Genomic DNA, 16,213 nt, shown 5'->3' on the forward strand with positions numbered 1-16,213 from the left:
GTGGTGCCTCAGGCTTTTTTTGACTGGCAGGCGCAGTCCGGGCCGCACTTCATTACAAACTTCATGCGCAGTTCGTAAAGGATGCTTTCCAGCAGCTGACGCTCCTGTTCTTCCAGCCCGTTTTCGGTCTTGGCCCGCAGCATTTCCAGCACGTCGATGCTGTGCTTTGCCAGGGGCAGGTTTGTTTCTGTGCCGCCGGTTTCGGGGTTCGGCACTTCGCCCAGATGCACCAGGGCCGACGACGCCAGTGAAATGACAAAGGTTGAAAACGTCACTTCGGGCATGGGGCCATCGGCCTTGCAACCGCAATTGTTGTCACTCATGGCGACCTCGTGGCTCGTAAATCGGTTACGCTACCAGCAGCTTGCGCCGCGTGCTTCTGTCAAACATACAAGCTTTTGCCGCCAGCGCAAGGGCTGGCGGGCCGCAATGCCTAGCTGTGGATCAGGTTCAGGGGTTGCCCCGGTTTGCCGGCAAGCGCCGCGCGGTAGGCGGCCAGCGCTTCTTCAAGATAGTCACGCGAGCCGCAGTGTCCACCGGCTTCAATGATGCCCCGGTTAAGGGCGTGCAGGCCTGCCGCCAGGTCGGCCCAGTCAACCCAGCCCATGTGGCCTATGCGCACCATGCGGCCCTTCATGTGATCCTGCCCGCCAGCCATGCACACGCCGTATTTGTCCATGGCGATGCGCAGCACCTCGGTGCCGTCCACGCCAGCGGGCAGCATCACGCTGGTGATGCCCCAGGCAAAGTGGGTTTTGGCGTACAGGTCAAGGCCCATGGCGGCAACGCCGGTACGGGCCAGCATGGTCAGCGCCCACTGCTTGGCGTAGATGGCTTCAAGGCCGTTTTCGAGCAGCATTTCAAGGCTCTCGTCCAGGCCGACGACAAGGTTTACCGCCGAGGTAAACAGGGTCTGGCCTTGCGCGATCTTGACCCTTTCCTTGGGCAGGTTAAAATAGAAGCAGCCGGGCGTGACGCTTTCGGCCCGCTTCCAGCCGCGAGGCGAAAGGGCCAGCAGCGCCAGACCGGGGGGCAGCATCAGGCCCTTTTGCGAGCCGGTGACCAGACAGTCGATGCCCCATTCGTCCATGGGGCAGGGGGCCAGGCTCACGGCGGAGATGCCGTCCACCAGCAGCAGGGTGTCGGTGTCCCTCGTGATGCGCGCTATCTCTTCAACCGGGTGCAGCACGCCGGTGGATGTTTCGGAATGCTGGACAAGCACGCCCGCAATGCCGGGGTCGGCCTTGAGGGCCGCCGCCACTGCCTGCGGGTCAACGGCTTCGCCCCACGGCACTTCGATGGTTGTGGTTTCGAGGCCGCGCGAGACGGCAATTTCGCGCCAGCGCTGGCCAAACTTGCCGCCCTCGACCACCAGCACGCGCTGGCCGGGGGTAAACAGGCTGTACACCGCCGCCGTCATGGCTCCGGTGCCGGAACAGGAGAGGGGCAGCACCACATCGCTCGTGCCGAACAGCACGCGCAGGCGTTCCTGAACCCTGCCCATCACGGCTTTGAATTCACTTTTGCGGTGGTGGATCATATCTTTGGCGAGCACAAGCCGCACGCGCTCCGGCAGAGGCGTGGGGCCGGGGGTGAGCAGGCGAACTTTGTTCAGCATGGCAAATCCTTGTGGTTAAGCGCCCACCTGGGCGATAAAACACTTCAAATAGGCCGTTTCGGGCATGGCGGCGTGGATGGGATGATCCGGCCCCTGCCCCCCGGCAAATAAAATACGGGCATGCAGTTTGCGCTTGGCGGCGGCCTGCGTCAAGCAGCCGCGCAGGGCCTGGGCCTCAAGATGGTGCGAGCAGGAGGATGTGGCAAGTATGCCCCCCGGTGCAAGCAGCTGCACGGCCAGATCGTTGGCCTGACGATAGGCGGCCAGCCCCAGTGCGGCGTCTTTGCGGCGTTTGATAAAGGCTGGCGGGTCGAGACTGATCACCTCAAAGCGGCGGCCCTCGTCGCGCAGCTGGCGCAGCAGGTCAAAGGCGTCGCCGCACAGTATCTGGGCCTCGCAGCCGGGGGCGTTGGCCCTGGCGTTTTCTTCCGCAAAGGCAAGGGCCTGGGCCGAGGCGTCCACAAAGGTGACGGAGCGGGCGCCTGCCGCAGCCGCGCTGACGCCAAAACCGCCAACATAGCTGAAAATATCCAGCACGTCGGCGTCGGCGGCGTAGCGGGCAAGCTCCGTCCGGTTGGCCCGCTGGTCGTAAAACCAGCCTGTTTTTTGCCCTGTGGCGCACGGGGCGTAAAAGCGGCAGGTGTTTTCGGGCACTTCAAGCCTTTCGGGCAGCGGGCCTTCGCTCTGCTGCTCGCGCGAGAGGTTTTCGAGCCCGCGCGCTGCAAGGTCGTTGGCCCAGAGTATGGACGTTGGCTGCACAAGCGTGCGCAGGGCCTCCGTCAGCGCCTCTCGGCGTTGTTCCATACCTGCCGTGGTGACCTGCACGGTGAGGTGATCGCCGTAACGGTCAATGACCAGGCCGGGCAAAAAATCGCCCTCGCCGTGGCACAGCCGGTACCAGGGGCCGGGGTAGAGGCGCTGGCGCAGATTCAGGGCGGACTGGAGCCTCTGGGCAAGCAGGGGTTCGTCCAGCTCGGTATCGGGCCTGCGGCTGTGCAGGCGGGCGCAGATAAGCGAGGCCGGGTTGACGCACACGCTGCCAAGCGGTGCGCCGCGCCAGTCGCACAGGGTTGCGGCCTCGCCGGGGGTAAAGTCGGTAAGCGGGCTTTGCTTGACGTCCACCTCGTTGGCAAAAATCCACAGGTGTCCAGCGCGCACGCGCCGGTCTTCATTTTTTTTGAGCCAGAGTTTGCGCATAGGTTACTTTCCCGCTGCTTCGGCGGGGGCAGATGTTTGGGCGGCCTGGGCCGCAAGGGCGTTGATCTGTTCTTCAAGCGTCTGCTTGCCGGGAACGGCGCTGCATGAAAAGAGGGTGCCGGGGTCGTTGAGGGCGGCCAGCAGCTGCAAAATGCCGATGCGCTGGCCGCGCGCGCTTGTAACCTCGAGCTGGCCGGGGCGCTGCGCAAAGGTCAGCAGGGCCTCGCGGATGGCCTTGTTTTGCGGGGTAGGGTTCAACTCCAGCCCAGTGTCGAGGCTGTGGTGCAGGCTTGCCGCAGCCGCGCGCCCGTTGGGCGAAAGGTTGAGACCCAGCCAGGCAAGCGCGCCCCGGTCTTTCACCGTAAGCTGCAGATCGCTGAAGCTCTGCAGCAGCAGGGCCTGCTCGCTGCCGCTCATGGCGCCTGCGTCGTACAGCGTGAGCGAGCAGTTCACGTCGGTAAGGCTGTCGGCCTTGATGGAAATGGTCTTTTTGTGCGAGGCCGTGCTCAGGGCCAGACTTTCAAAGGACATGTCGGCCTTGAGGTCGGGCATGACAAGGCCAGACAGCTCCTGCAGCAGCTGACGGGGGGCCGCCAGATCGCGGATATAGCTTGTGGTGTGGCGCGGCGTGTTGGAAAGCCAGTCAAACCCCGCGCCGCTCACTGTCGCGACGCCGTTTTCCACGGCAAAGGCCATGCCCTCGGCACGTACCTGCCTGACAAGGGGCGGCTCGGCAGCAAGGATTTCTTCCACAATAGGGCCAAGGGTTTTGACGGCTGCGTCCATGTCGTCCTCGCCCATGGCGGCGGCGTCCATGAGGCGGTGCAGCAGGCCAATATCGGGCAGGGTAAGACCGTTTGCCTCAAAACTTGCCATGCGCATGCTTTCGCGGCCATTGAGGCGGCTCTGCATGTCGTCGATGCGCATCTGCTCGATGGCGGGGCCGTTCCATCCCGCAACCAGCGATTCCTTGACGGTCAGCTGGGCCAGACCGTCCTTGCCGGGCATGTTTACGCTCAGAAAATAGCTCTGCGCCCTGTCCGCGCCCATGAGGTACGAGGCAGCCAGCGCGTCGATGGGCGCGCCGTCAAGAAAACGGCCCACCAGCTCGCTCTCGCTGCGCAGCTCGTTTATTTCCTCCCGCTGCACCGAGGCGCGAACCTCGGGCGTACGCAGGGCGAGGTTGCGCAGCACGATGTTTTCGGCCACGGGCATCATGCCTGCATCCTTGAGGGCCACGGGCCGCAGCGGCGTGTAGGCTATCAGCATACGCAGCGGAATGCGCAGGGAGACCTCGGCCACTTCGTACGAAATGGGCCCCTGGGGCGTTTCGCCGCGCAGGCGCAGGCCATACAGCTTGAGCGTACGCGAAAGGGGCGAGAATTCCACCCTGTCCACCCCCGCCTGCGTGGATATGCCGTCGCCGGAGATGCCGATGCTCTGGATGCCCCGCTGCACCTGTCCTTCCACCAGCGGGCTCAGGCCCAAAATGAGCCCCACGACGCCCGCTGCAACCAGAATAACAACAGCGGCGGCCAGATATGCTTTTTTCATTCAGAATTCTCCAGCTTGGGAACTTTGCGATCAAACCGCGCGCCACGGCTTAGCAGCCGTGGCGACAGATGTTCAGAGTTTGCGCCGTGGCGCAGGGGGCGGCTTTGCCGCGACTTTATTCCGCCCGGTGGTGGCAGCCGATGCTCTCTTTGTTGCGCAGGGCCGCCTGCGTGATAATGTACGATGTTTGCGACCCGTGGAAAAGATCCACCAAACGCCGCGAAATACGCGTGCGCTTGTAAAAGTCGTGGATGTGCCGCACAAGGTCGCGCATGTCCTCAAAGGCGCGGCGCAGTCGCGCCTCCGTGCGGGCGATGCCCACGTAGTTCCACATGGTGTTGCGGATATTGGTCCAGTCCTGGGCCACCAGGGCTGGGTCGTCCCTGCGTTCGTCGCCCTCGTGCTGCCAGTCGGGTATGGATGCGGCCAGCGCCTTGGGCAGGCCGCTTTCGGCCACGACGCGGTGGGCCAGATCCTTGCCGCTGCTGACGCCCCATACCAATGCCTCAAGCAGGGAGGTGCTGGCAAGTCTGTTGGCCCCGTGCAATCCGGTGCAGGCGCATTCGCCAATGGCGTACAGGCCGTGCAGCGAGGTGCGGCCATGCACGTCGGTGAGCACGCCGCCGCAAAAATAATGGGCCGCCGGAACCACGGGGATGGGCTCCTTGAGAATATCGATGCCCGCCTCGCGGCATTTTTCGTACACAGTGGGAAAGCGCGTGGGCAGATCCTGCTCGACGCCGCTCACGTCCAGATACAGGCAGGGCGCGCCGTTGTGCAGCATTTCGTCCATCATGGCCAGGGCGACCACGTCGCGCGGGGCGAGGTCGCCCCTGGGGTCGTGGTCGCGCATAAAGGAGCGGCCCTTGTGGTCCAGCAGGCGCGCGCCTTCGCCGCGCATGGCCTCGGTGATCAGCGAGCGGCGGGTGCTGCGTTCCTCATACAGCGCCGTGGGGTGAAACTGCATGAACTCAAGGTTGGCAAGGTCGACGCCGGCGCGAAAGGCCATGGCCACGCCCGTGCCGACGCAGCCTGGGGAGTTGGTCGAGTGCAAAAAGACCTGCCCCACGCCGCCGGTGGCCAGCACTGTCCAGTCGGCCAGGATGGTTTCCGTCTCGCCGGTTTCTTCGTTGAGCACGTAGGCTCCAAGGCAGCGGTTGCGCACTTCGTAGCGGTATTGCGAAGCCCTGGCGTGGTGGTGACTGGTCAAAAGGTCGATGGCGGCGCGGCGGTGCAGGCGCGTGATGCGCGGGTGAGCCAGCACCTGCGCGGTCAGGCCGTCCATGATGGCGCGGCCCGAATAATCGGCGCAGTGCAGGATGCGCGGCAGGGAGTGCCCGCCCTCGCGCGTGAGGTTAAAGGTGCCGTCTTCGTTGCGGTCAAAGGGAACCTTGGCGCGCTTGATCAGCACCTCGTCAACGCATACCGGCCCCTGGACGCACAGGTAATTGACGGCCTTGTTGTAGTTGTAATTGTGGCCAGCAACCAGAATGTCTTTTTCGAGCGCGGGCGCGTCAGACAGGTGCTCCGGCGTTGGCGTCGCCTGATAGATGATGCCGCCCTGGGCAAGCTCGGAATTGCCGTCGGCCAGCCTGTCGCCAGCGTTGAGCAGTAGAACGTCGCAGCCGGAATCGGCCAGCGTTAGCGCAGCGGTGCACCCGGCAACGCCGGAGCCGATGATGAGGACGGGCACATGACGGCGGATAGAATTCACGGCGCAAACCTCAGTTTCCGCATGCTTCAAGCATGCGGGTTAGGGAGAGACGGGCGGGGGGGCAGAGTTTCTCCTCTATGTGCAGAGGCGAGGCTGCTCCGGCAGCAACACTTTGCAGGGTGGCCAGCAGCTTTTTTTCTGTGACTTTGGCCATGTTGCCGCAAACAGCGTGACCAAGGGGCAAAATGCGGCACTGCGCCGCATGGCGCTGGGCCAGACGATATACGAGGTTGTTTTCCGTGCCGACAACAAGGGTCGAGCCCGGAGCTTCGGCGGCAACGCGGGCCGCTTCCTTGATGATGTACGAGGTGGAACCGGCGCCGTCGCAGGCTTCGATGACCTCCTGCCTGCATTCGGGGTGGGCGATGACGCGGCAGCCGGGGTATTGGGCGCGCATGTCCGCCACGTCTTCGGGCTCAAAACGCGCGTGGATGGCGCAGCAGCCGGGCCAGAGCAGCAGTTTGCGGTCAAGGGGCTGGCTTTCGGGCTGCACCAGCCCGCCCGCGCCTATGCGCAGCACGTGGCGCTCATGCCGCCCGATGCCCAGAGCCTCGGCGGTATTGTTGCCAAGGTGTCTGTCGGGTAAAAAGAGCACGCCGTCGCCCTGATCCAGCGCCCAGCGCAGCATGGTCTTGGCATTGGCCGAGGTGCAGACCGCGCCGCCAAACTCGCCCACCACGGCCTTGAGGGCCAGGTCTGTGTTGACGTAGGCCAGCGGAACAACCTTGCGACCGGCGGCTGCCAGCTGCTCCAGCACCTTGCGGGCCAGCGGCGCGGGCGTCATGCGCGACATGAGGCAGTCGGCGTCAAGGCTCGGCAGGTGCACGCTCTGGCCGGGTTTGGCCAGCAGCGCCGCCGATTCGCCCATAAAGTACACGCCGCAAAAAACAATATGACCCGCGGCAATGCCGGGAACGCGCCTGGCAAGCTCCAGCGAATCGCCGGTGATGTCGCAGTGGCGCACCACCGCGTCGTTTTGATAGTGGTGGCCCATAATGCACAAATCCGCGCCCAGCTGTTTTTTCAGGGATGTGATGGCTGCGCTTGTGTCTTGCATATGTGTGGTTCCTCAGCAGGCAATGGAAAATATGTGGCGGAAGCGGAATTTTGTTCCGGGGATGTCACGGTGCTGTCGCAATGCCGCCGTACTGTTGCCATGGTTTGGCGTCGTGCGCGAGGCAACCGGGCGGCGGAGCACGGAAATTACGCGTCCGCCTGCACGGCCAGCAGCGTCATGCTAAAATCAGCCGATACTGCAGAGTGGGTCAGCCGCCCTACCGAAATAAAGTCGGGCCTGCGCGGCTTTGTCAGCGCCAGCGCGCGTATGGTATCCAACCGCACGCCGCCGCTGACTTCGGTTTCGATGGACTGGGGCACAAGGGCAAGCGCCTGCGACAGACGTTCGCCGTCCATGTTGTCCATCATGATGCGGTCGGCCCTGGCTGCAACGGCCTCGCGCACATGGTCGAGCGTACGGCACTCCACCTCGATGGGCGGGCAGGGCGTATACTGCGCCCTGAGCGTGGCCACAGCAGCGGTAATGGAACCGGCGGCATCAATGTGGTTGTCCTTGAGCATAAGCATTTCGGTCAGGTTTTTGCGGTGGTTGTGCCCGCCGCCCGCCTGAACTGCGTATTTTTCGGGCCAGCGCAGACCGGGGGTCGTTTTGCGGGTGTCGAGCAGCCGCACGCCCGTGCCCTCAAGCTCGCGCACGTAGCGGGCCGTGAGGTTGGCGATGCCCGAAAGATGGGTGATGAAATTCAGGATAACGCGTTCGGCCTTGAGCATGGCCGTGGCAGGTGCGGTGATGCGGGCAACCTCGGTCATGGACGGAACCGCCGAGGCTTCCTTAACCATGGCACGCCACGCAAAGGGTGCGCCAAGGCTTTGGAATACAGCGCCGATAACGGGCAGGCCCACCACAAGGGTGTCTTCCTTGGCGCGGATGACGGCGTTCATGGAGGCATCGGGGGCAAAAAGACCCAGAGCTGTCAATTCGGGGCCGTCTTCCTCCAGGGCGAGGTCGATGGATTTTTGAAGCAGCCGCTGACCTTCCGGAGAGAAAAATGCGGCCCAGGGCGTGAACATTGCGCTTGTCCCCATTTCTTGCGCGTGCTAAGTGAAAACTCGCCCGTCAGGGCGCATGCTGCGCACGTTGCAAGACTGTAAATATGACCCGATTGCGGCTGTCGCCCGATACGGGGGTGCTGTAATAGATAGAATGCCCCGTGTTTCGCGTCAAGCTGCTGGGACATCATGAGTTTTTTCACAAGCCTGTAAGGCTGGCGACATTCTGCCACGTTGTGCAGTACAGTCGGCCTTGCCGCACGGCGGCGCAAGCGGGGCGCAAGGCTCCGCCGCTGGGACAGCGCAATGCTGCCGGCGGTTTTTGCAGCTGCCAGAACGGCCTCAGGTTGGGCGGAACCGCTCGGTTCCCTTTTGTCATGTTGCGCCCTGCGCGACGATATTCATGGATACAGACTGGATAAAGGCGCGCCATGGCTGACCTGCACAACGATGATTTACGTTCCAAGCCAGTGGAACAGCCCGGCGGCGTTCAGCCCCAAGCGGAGCCCCCGTCTCTTTCTCCCGCCAAAAGCACCCCCTCTCTCCATGCCGCCTCCCCTGCATTGTCTGGCGCGCCTGAAAACGTCGATGCCCCTGATGTCGGCGGCACGGCGGAATTCGCCGATGGGGAATTTGTGCATCCGGCCGACATGGCCGACCACCTTGAGAATCTGAGTCTTGAAAAGCAGGTCAGCACCCTGAGCCGCATGTCCAAGGAGGACGCCGCCGAGGCGTTGGCCGAGCTGGACGAAAACATGGCTGTGGACGTGCTGGAAAATCTGGACGACGACGTTGCCGCCCAGATTATTGCCGAGATGTCGCCCGACGATGCCGCCGACGTGCTGGACGAGCTGGAAGAGGACCACCGCGACGCCCTGCTGGAAAAGCTGGACCGCGAAGATTCCGAAGAATTGCGCAGCCTGCTCAATTTTGATCCGGATTCCGCAGGCGGCGTCATGAACACCGAGCTTATCCTGCTGGAAAAAAATTTTACGGCGGACGAGGCCATAGCCCATATCCGCAGCGAAATGGCCGACAAGGAAAGCCCGTACTACGCCTACGTGGTGGACGCGCAGCAGGTGCTTGTGGGCGTACTATCCCTGCGCGATCTCATGCTTGCACGGCCCGGCACCTTTGTGGGCGACGCAGTGGCGGGGCAGAGCGTTGTCAGCGTCACCTACGACACGGACGAGCGCGAGGTGGCCAGCCTGCTCTCGCACTACAACTTTCTGGCCATGCCCGTCGTGGACAACGAGGGGCATATTCTCGGCGTGGTGACCTATGACGACATCATGGACATCATGCACGAAGAAGCCAGCGCCGACATGCTGGGCATGGTGGGCGCGGACCCGGAAGAAAGCGTGGATACGCCCTGGCTTGAAAGCGTGTGCAAACGCCTGCCCTGGCTGTTTGTAAACATGATCAATTCTGCCCTGTCGGCCTCGGTGGTGTACATGTTCGAGGGCTCCATCGCCCAGATGGCCGTGCTGGCCGTGCTCATGCCCATGGTGGCAAACCAGGCGGGCAATACCGGGCAGCAAGCGCTGGCGGTTATGATCCGCCAGTTGGCCACGGACCGCTTTGACCATAAAAAAGCCTGGATGGCCGTGGTGCGCGAGGGCAAAATCGGCATCGTCACGGGCATGGCCATGGCTCTGGTGGCCTTTTTCGCGGCCTGGTGGTTTACCGGCATGGCTGTCGTAGGTGGGGTCATGGGCGGGGCGCTTCTGTGCGACATGCTTTTGGGCGCGGTGGCTGGCGGCTCTATCCCGCTTATATTTCGGGCGCTTGGGCGTGATCCTGCGCAGGCGTCGAGCATTTTTCTCACGACAATCACTGACGGCGCAGGTTTTTTTATCTTTTTAGGCCTGGCCTCTCTGTTCATTTTATAAAAAATTTGTCACCCTTGGCCCGTTTGGTGGGGCATCTGCCCCGGCCACTGCTTTATAAGCTGGCCGAAACATTTGTCGCGTCTGTCGCGGGGCCGTGTCTATGGGTGATATTCCGGGTGAAATCTGCCGTATCTTGCTGGTGGACGACCATAAGCTGCTTATGGAGGGCGTGCGCAGTTTGCTTGCGCCCTATGGGCATCTGCGGGTTGTGGGCATGGCCCAGAACGGCGGCGAGGCCGTGGCGCTGGCCGCCTCGCTACAGCCTCATCTGCTGGTGCTCGACCTTGGCATGCCCGGTATGAACGGTCTTGAAACTGGGCGGGCCGTGCTTGAGGTGCGGCCGCAGACCCGCATTTTGGTGTACACCGGGCATGAGGATCAGCGCTGGCTGCCGGAGCTCATCGACCTGGGCATTATGGGGCATGTGCGCAAGTCTGAGTCGCCCGGCGTGCTGCTGCGCGCCATTGAACGCGTGCGCGCAGGCGAGATTTATCTGAGTTTTCCCGATCCGGGCGGGCGAGTTGCCGCCATGCTGCGCCAGCGGCGCGAGGCCGCCGACACCGCCAATGCCGATGGCGGGGCTGATTTGGGGGCGCTTTCGCCGCGCGAAAAAGAGATTTTTCGTCTGCTGGCTGACGGCAAGAGCGTCAAGACCATTGCGGCAGAGCTGTATATCAGCCCCAAGACTGTCGAGACCCACAAGTACAATCTGCTCACCAAGCTGCAGGCAGGCTCGTTGGGCGATCTGGTCAAGATCGCCATCCGGCATGGACTGGTGAAGGTCTAGGCAAAAGCATGTAAGAGGTTAGCGGCGGCGGGGGTGGGTGAGCCCGTCGGACTGATTTACGCAAACCCGTCTTTTTCGTCCTGACGGCGTCAACGTCGCGTTTTTGATGCTCACGTACACGAGTACGCTGCGCTCAAAAACGCGACGTTTCCTTGTCAGGCCGGAAAATACGTATTTTGCAAATAGCCCAACACCAACCATCGCCTCCGCGTTGCTCCAGCGAGTTTAAGGAAGGTGACTCGACGACCTGCTTCTGATGGTGAAAGGATTTTTTGACGCGTACGCTATCTGCCTGATTCTGGCTGCTGCGATCAAGGATGTCAGCAAAGGCAAAATGCAGCCCGGGGCTGGCTGGGTGGTGAGGTAGAAAAGGCAAGAGAGCAAGAAAGGCAAAAGCATGTAAGAGGTTTGCGGCGGGGGGGTGGGAGAGCCCGTCGGACTGATTTACGCAAACCCGTCTTTTTCGTCCTGACGGCGTCAACGTCGCGTTTTTGATGCTCACGTACACGAGTACGCTGCGCTCAAAAACACGACGTTTCCTTGTCAGGCCGGAAAATACGTATTTTGCAAATAGTCCAACACCAGCCATCGCCTTCGCGTTGCTCCGGCGAGTTTAAGGAAGGCGACGCCACGACCTGCTTTTGATGGTGGCGAGACGGAAAAGACAAGTGAACGATAGGTACGTTGGGCGCCATGGCGGGCGAGGTAGAAAAGGCAAGAGAGCAAGAAAGGCAAAAGCATGTAAGAGGTTAGCGGCGGCGGGGGTGGGTGAGCCCGTCGGGCTGATTTACGCAAACCCGTCTTTTTCGCTCTGACGGCGTCAACGTCGCATTTTTGATGCTCACGTACGAGTACGCTGCGCTCAAAAACGCGACGTTTCCTTGTCAGGCCGGAAAATACATATTTTGCAAATAGCCCAACACCAGCCATCGCCTTCGCGTTGCTCCGGCGAGTTTAAGGAAGGCGACTCGACGACCTGCTTCTGATGGGGAAAGGATTTTCTGACTTCTGGTCGGGCCGTTTGATCGTGACTGCACGGAGCGCTGAATTGCCGTAAACATGACGTTACAACTATACTTATTTTGTACTTTTAGTGAAATTTATCAGGTATTTGAAATATTTTCTGCAGGAGCGGGTACAAAGCTCACTTGCAGTAATCAAACCGATCAACGGTATCCGGCTGAAGTGGAATCTGATTCGAAGTGAAAGCGTACTCTGGCATTTACGCGTCGCGGAGGGAGATCGCCTGAGCGAGCAAAGCGAGGGAAGGAAGCTCCCGCAGCACAGGACGCGTGCCCTCGTCAAGCTATGGTAATTGAAAACCTCAAGGGGGTGGTTCGGGGGGGATGCAAGGGGGGCCGCGCAGGGGGCGCAGCCCCATAACCGGCCCCGCCTTGCCGTGCGCCGCGCAGGCGTCCAAACTTCGCCGGAGGGCGAAATAGTGTGCCCGCAGGGCAGAAGGAACGAAACATCCCCCGCCACGCAGGCGAAAACAGCGCGCCGCGCAGGCGTCCAAACTTCGCCGGAGGGCGAAATAGCGTGCCCGCAGGGCAGAAGGAACGAAACATCCCCGCCACGCAGGCGAAAACAGCGCGCCGCGCAGGCGTCCAAACTTCGCCGGAGGGCGAAATAGCGTGCCCGCAGGGCAGAAGGAACGAAACATCCCCGCCACGCAGGCGAAAACCGCTCGCCACGCAGGCGTCCCAAACTTCGCCGGAGGGCGAAACCCTGTGCCCGCAGGGCAGCAAACTCAAATAACGGCCCGCCGCGCAGGCGAAAACAGCTCACCCCGCAGGCGAAATACCCCCCTTACCCCTCTGGGGAAATCCCTTAGGCATTATTTCACAAATCAGGATTCTCCTGATAGCGCCTCGGGGCGTTGCGACCTAACGTGAGCCAACCGTAAATAAACTTGCGTCGGCAAAAGGCCGCAAGGGGGAAACAATGGCTTTTGATTTCCAAAGAACCCCGAACAGCGGGGCTGAGAATTTTGTGGTGAAGTTCATTCTGCTGCCCATGGCGCTGTGTCTGTGGCTTGTTTGCCCGGCATCGGCCCAGGCCGACAAGGCCCCAGCGCCTGCTGCGGCCGCCGTAACGGCGCAGGCTGAAAATGCCGCTCAGCAGGCCCCGGCCATGCTGACGGTGGCCAGCGCCGACACCTCGGTGCAGGCTGCTCCCGCCGCCCCGGCTGCTTCGCAAGGGGACGATGGGGCGGCCATAGACAACCACCCCTGGTGGTACTGGCCTGTGGCGCTGCTGTTTTTCTGCTTCATCCTCGGCGTGATCGCCGTTATGGCCGGTGTGGGCGGCGGCGTGCTGTTTGTTCCGCTGGTGAGCGGGTTTTTCCCCTTTCACCTCGATTTTGTGCGAGGCGCTGGCCTGCTGGTGGCCCTCGCGGGTGCGCTGGCCGCTGGCCCCGGTCTGCTGCGGCGTAACTTCGCCAACCTGCGCCTCGCCCTGCCTGTGGCGCTGATCGCCTCTGCCTGCGCCATCGTTGGCGCCATGCTCGGCCTGGCGCTGCCCACCAACATCATTCAGACCTGCCTCGGCGCGACCATTCTCGGCATTGCCGTGTTGTTGCTGCTTTCCAAAAATTCCGTGCGCCCGGTGGTCACCACTCAGGACGCCTTGGGTATGGCTCTTGGCATGAACGGCGTTTTTCTCGAGCCCAGCACCGGTGAAGTGGTGCAATGGAAAACCCACCGCACCCTGGCCGGGCTGCTGCTGTTCATCGCCATCGGCATTATGGCCGGCATGTTCGGCCTTGGCGCTGGCTGGGCCAACGTGCCCGTGCTCAACCTGCTCATGGGCGCGCCCCTCAAGGTGGCCGTGGGCACTTCCAAATTCCTGCTTTCCATTACTGACACGTCTGCCGCCTGGGTGTATCTGAATCAGGGCTGCGTTATCCCGCTCATGGCTGTGCCTTCCATTGTCGGCCTCATGCTGGGTTCTGTGGTTGGCGTGCGGCTGCTGGCCAAGGCCAAGCCCAAGTTCATCCGCTACATGGTTATTGGCGTGCTCTTCTTCTCCGGGGCCAAGGCCCTCATGAAGGGTCTCGGCTGGTAATAGCACCGGATACGCTTGAACAGAAGGGAGAAAAAAATGACCACTGATCTGAAAAACGACATAAAGGCCTCCCCCGCGCAACTGCGCTATGCCGACACCTTGTTTTACGGCGCGCTGCTGGGCTTTGTAGCAATGCTGGTTACCTATGCGCTCTACGTCTTTGGCGTGATGACGCCGCAGATTCCCCTGGATGAAATGCCGCGCCTGTGGACCCATAGCGCCGCCTCGTACCGCGCTGCGGGCAATATCCCCCAGGGTTGGGGCTGGCTTGCCCTTGTGGGCAAGGGCGATCTATGCAATTTCATTGGTATCGCTTTTCTTGCGGCGCTCACCATCTTCTGCTTTGTGCAGCTGGCGATTGGGCTTGCGCGGCAAAAGCAGTGGATTATGATGATCATTGCCGTGCTTGAAGTGCTGGTGCTCAGCCTTGCGGCTTCGGGCGTACTGGTGGCTGGCGCCCATTAATCGTGGTTTTGCCTTGCGGGGCCGGGGAACGTGCCGCCGTGGAGCTTGACCGCACCAGCGGGCTTGACGGCGGCGCAGACCTTGGAGGGCACATGTTTGCCAAGATAAAAAACTACTTCGCGCATCTTCTGGAAGTTCCTGAAGCCGTGTCGCCGGCCCGGTACCGCTCTCTGCGGAGGCTGATGACCGTGCTCATGGTGGCTGTTTCGGTTACGCCGCTACTGCTGCTTGCAGGCATAAGCCACGTGCAGTACATGCGAACCCTTGAGCGTGAAATGGAAAGCCCGGTGTACGCTCTGGCCCGCAAATCGCAGGCGGCACTGGAGCTTTATCTTGGCGAGCGCATCTCGACGGTGAGCTTTTTGGCCCACGCCTACACCTTTAAAGACCTGATGGACGAGCGTACTCTCAACCGCGTGTTTCTGGCCCTGAAGAGCGAGTTCCAGGGCTTTGTGGACATGGGGCTTGTGGATGCCGACGGCCAGCAGGTGGGGTATGTGGGGCCGTACAAGCTTAAGGGCGTCGATTACGCAGGCAAACCCTGGTTGCGCGATACAGAGATCAAGGGCCGTTACCTCAGCAACGCCTTTTTGGGTTACCGGGGGTATCCGCACCTGGTTGTGGCCGTGCACCGGCTTGAAGAAAACGGCGTTTCGTGGACCCTGCGCGTGGCAACCGACACCCTGCGCATCCAGCAGGTGGTTTCTACGGTAGGGCCGGAGCACGATACCGATGTTTTTTTGGTCGATACCGAGGGCGTGTTGCAGACAGATTCAAACCTGTTTGGCAAGGCGCTGGAAAAGCTGTCCCTCGATCTGCCCCCTGCCGCGCACGAAACAGTGGTGCGCCGGGTGACGGACGCCAAGGGCAGGCAGCTCATGGTCGCCTCGTGCTCGCTGGCTGGCACAGACTTTATGCTGCTGGCCGTCAAACCGACAGAAGATGCCATCCGTCCCTGGCGGTCGCTGAGTACGGAACTTCTGCTGGTGCTGTGCGGCGGTATCGCCCTGATTTTTATGGTTTCAAACCTGCTCATGCAGCAGCTGGTCAACCGGCTGCAGGCCAGCGACGAGCGGCGGGTGGCTGTTTTTGCCCAGATGGAACACAACCAGAAGCTTTCGTCCATCGGGCGGCTGGCGGCTGGCGTGGCCCACGAGGTCAATAACCCCCTGGCGGTCATTTATGAAAAGGCCGGGCTTGCGCAGGATCTGTTGAACATGGGCAAGGTGTGCGGCGACGGCAAGGACAAGGATCGGCTGAGCGCCTTGCTCGAAGGCATAGAGAGCACAGTTGAACGGGCACGCGGCATTACGCACCGTCTGCTGGGTTTTGCCCGGCGCATGGAGGCCAACCGTCAGGCCCTGCATATTGAAGAAGTCATCACGGAAACTCTGGGCTTCCTTGAACGCGAGGCCAAGAACCGTGGCGTGAAACTGGAGACGGATCTGCCGCCCAACCTGCCGGAAATTATTTCTGACAGGGGGCAGCTGCAGCAGGTATTTCTCAATATCGTGGGCAACGCGCTTGATGCGCTGGCAGGCGGCGAAGGCGCAGCGCAACGGCCCAAGGGCGAAGAGCGTTTTGTCAAAATACGCTGTCAGGGTCAGGGCAGGTATATGCTTGTGAGCGTGGAGGACAACGGCAAGGGCATGTCGCCCGACGTGCTCAAGCACATTTTCGAGCCGTTTTACTCTACCAAAAAAGACAAGGGAACCGGGCTTGGCATGTTTATCACCTACGGCATAGTGCGTAAGCTTGGCGGCGAAATACACGTGCAAAGCGAAGAAGGACGGGGCAGCACCATCAGCATAACCCTGCCGCTTACTCCGCCCGATGTGGCTGTGGAGGTGTAG

The 16,213-nt window shown here is 61.6% G+C and carries 14 protein-coding genes; 5 read left to right on the forward strand and 9 right to left on the reverse strand.

Translation table 11 applies throughout. The annotated features are described in order from the left end of the window. Positions 1-8: 8 nt before the first annotated feature. The 7 genes from DDIC_RS03170 to nadC form a co-directional block, all read right to left on the reverse strand. The gene (locus tag DDIC_RS03170) at positions 9-323 is read right to left on the reverse strand and encodes a DUF1844 domain-containing protein (RefSeq protein ID WP_136399108.1); all 315 of its coding nucleotides are present in this window, start codon (positions 321-323) and stop codon (positions 9-11) included. 110 nt (positions 324-433) lie between these two features. After that, the gene (locus DDIC_RS03175) at positions 434-1,618 is read right to left on the reverse strand and encodes a pyridoxal-phosphate-dependent aminotransferase family protein (RefSeq protein WP_136399109.1); all 1,185 of its coding nucleotides are present in this window, start codon (positions 1,616-1,618) and stop codon (positions 434-436) included. A 15-nt stretch (positions 1,619-1,633) separates the two neighbouring features. Then, positions 1,634-2,815 (reverse strand): class I SAM-dependent rRNA methyltransferase, encoded by a 1,182-nt coding sequence (locus DDIC_RS03180; RefSeq protein ID WP_136399110.1) that lies wholly within the window; start codon positions 2,813-2,815, stop codon positions 1,634-1,636. 3 nt (positions 2,816-2,818) lie between these two features. Beyond that, positions 2,819-4,369 carry a hypothetical protein gene (locus tag DDIC_RS03185; protein ID WP_136399111.1) on the reverse strand — a complete coding sequence of 517 codons (1,551 nt, stop codon included), beginning with the start codon at positions 4,367-4,369 and terminating at the stop codon, positions 2,819-2,821. Between the two features lie 115 nt (positions 4,370-4,484). Further along, positions 4,485-6,083, reverse strand: a complete 1,599-nt coding sequence (gene nadB, locus DDIC_RS03190; RefSeq protein WP_136399112.1) for an L-aspartate oxidase — start codon at positions 6,081-6,083, stop codon at positions 4,485-4,487. Positions 6,084-6,093: 10 nt separating this feature from the next. Further along, positions 6,094-7,140, reverse strand: coding sequence for a quinolinate synthase NadA (gene nadA, locus DDIC_RS03195; RefSeq protein ID WP_136399113.1), 1,047 nt, complete (start codon positions 7,138-7,140; stop codon positions 6,094-6,096). A 146-nt stretch (positions 7,141-7,286) separates the two neighbouring features. After that, a complete protein-coding gene (nadC, locus tag DDIC_RS03200; protein WP_136399114.1) occupies positions 7,287-8,171 on the reverse strand; it encodes a carboxylating nicotinate-nucleotide diphosphorylase in 885 nt (294 codons plus the stop codon). A gap of 410 nt (positions 8,172-8,581) precedes the next feature. Between nadC and mgtE the strand changes: the two genes are divergently transcribed. Beyond that, complete coding sequence (mgtE, locus tag DDIC_RS03205; protein ID WP_247647534.1) at positions 8,582-10,042, forward strand: magnesium transporter; 1,461 nt, start codon at positions 8,582-8,584, stop codon at positions 10,040-10,042. 100 nt (positions 10,043-10,142) lie between these two features. After that, positions 10,143-10,829, forward strand: coding sequence for a response regulator (locus tag DDIC_RS03210; RefSeq protein WP_136399115.1), 687 nt, complete (start codon positions 10,143-10,145; stop codon positions 10,827-10,829). 133 nt (positions 10,830-10,962) lie between these two features. Here DDIC_RS03210 and DDIC_RS03215 read toward each other — a convergent pair whose 3' ends face one another. After that, positions 10,963-11,418 (reverse strand): hypothetical protein, encoded by a 456-nt coding sequence (locus tag DDIC_RS03215; RefSeq protein WP_136399116.1) that lies wholly within the window; start codon positions 11,416-11,418, stop codon positions 10,963-10,965. Between the two features lie 1,544 nt (positions 11,419-12,962). On the opposite strand from DDIC_RS03215, the gene DDIC_RS03220 reads away from it, so the two are divergent. Then, complete coding sequence (locus DDIC_RS03220; RefSeq protein ID WP_432612327.1) at positions 12,963-13,895, forward strand: sulfite exporter TauE/SafE family protein; 933 nt, start codon at positions 12,963-12,965, stop codon at positions 13,893-13,895. Positions 13,896-13,931: 36 nt separating this feature from the next. Further along, positions 13,932-14,360, forward strand: a complete 429-nt coding sequence (locus tag DDIC_RS03225) for a DUF1634 domain-containing protein (protein ID WP_136399117.1) — start codon at positions 13,932-13,934, stop codon at positions 14,358-14,360. Here the strand turns inward: DDIC_RS03225 and DDIC_RS14035 are convergent. Continuing rightward, positions 14,357-14,485, reverse strand: coding sequence for a hypothetical protein (locus DDIC_RS14035; protein WP_282097277.1), 129 nt, complete (start codon positions 14,483-14,485; stop codon positions 14,357-14,359). The genes DDIC_RS03225 and DDIC_RS14035 overlap by 4 nt on opposite strands. On the opposite strand from DDIC_RS14035, the gene DDIC_RS03230 reads away from it, so the two are divergent. Continuing rightward, on the forward strand, positions 14,453-16,213 hold the full coding sequence (locus DDIC_RS03230; RefSeq protein ID WP_136401001.1) for a sensor histidine kinase: 1,761 nt from the start codon (positions 14,453-14,455) through the stop codon (positions 16,211-16,213). The genes DDIC_RS14035 and DDIC_RS03230 overlap by 33 nt on opposite strands.

Origin of the sequence: Desulfovibrio desulfuricans (assembly GCF_004801255.1) — a bacterium.
GTDB lineage: Bacteria > Desulfobacterota > Desulfovibrionia > Desulfovibrionales > Desulfovibrionaceae > Desulfovibrio > Desulfovibrio desulfuricans_C.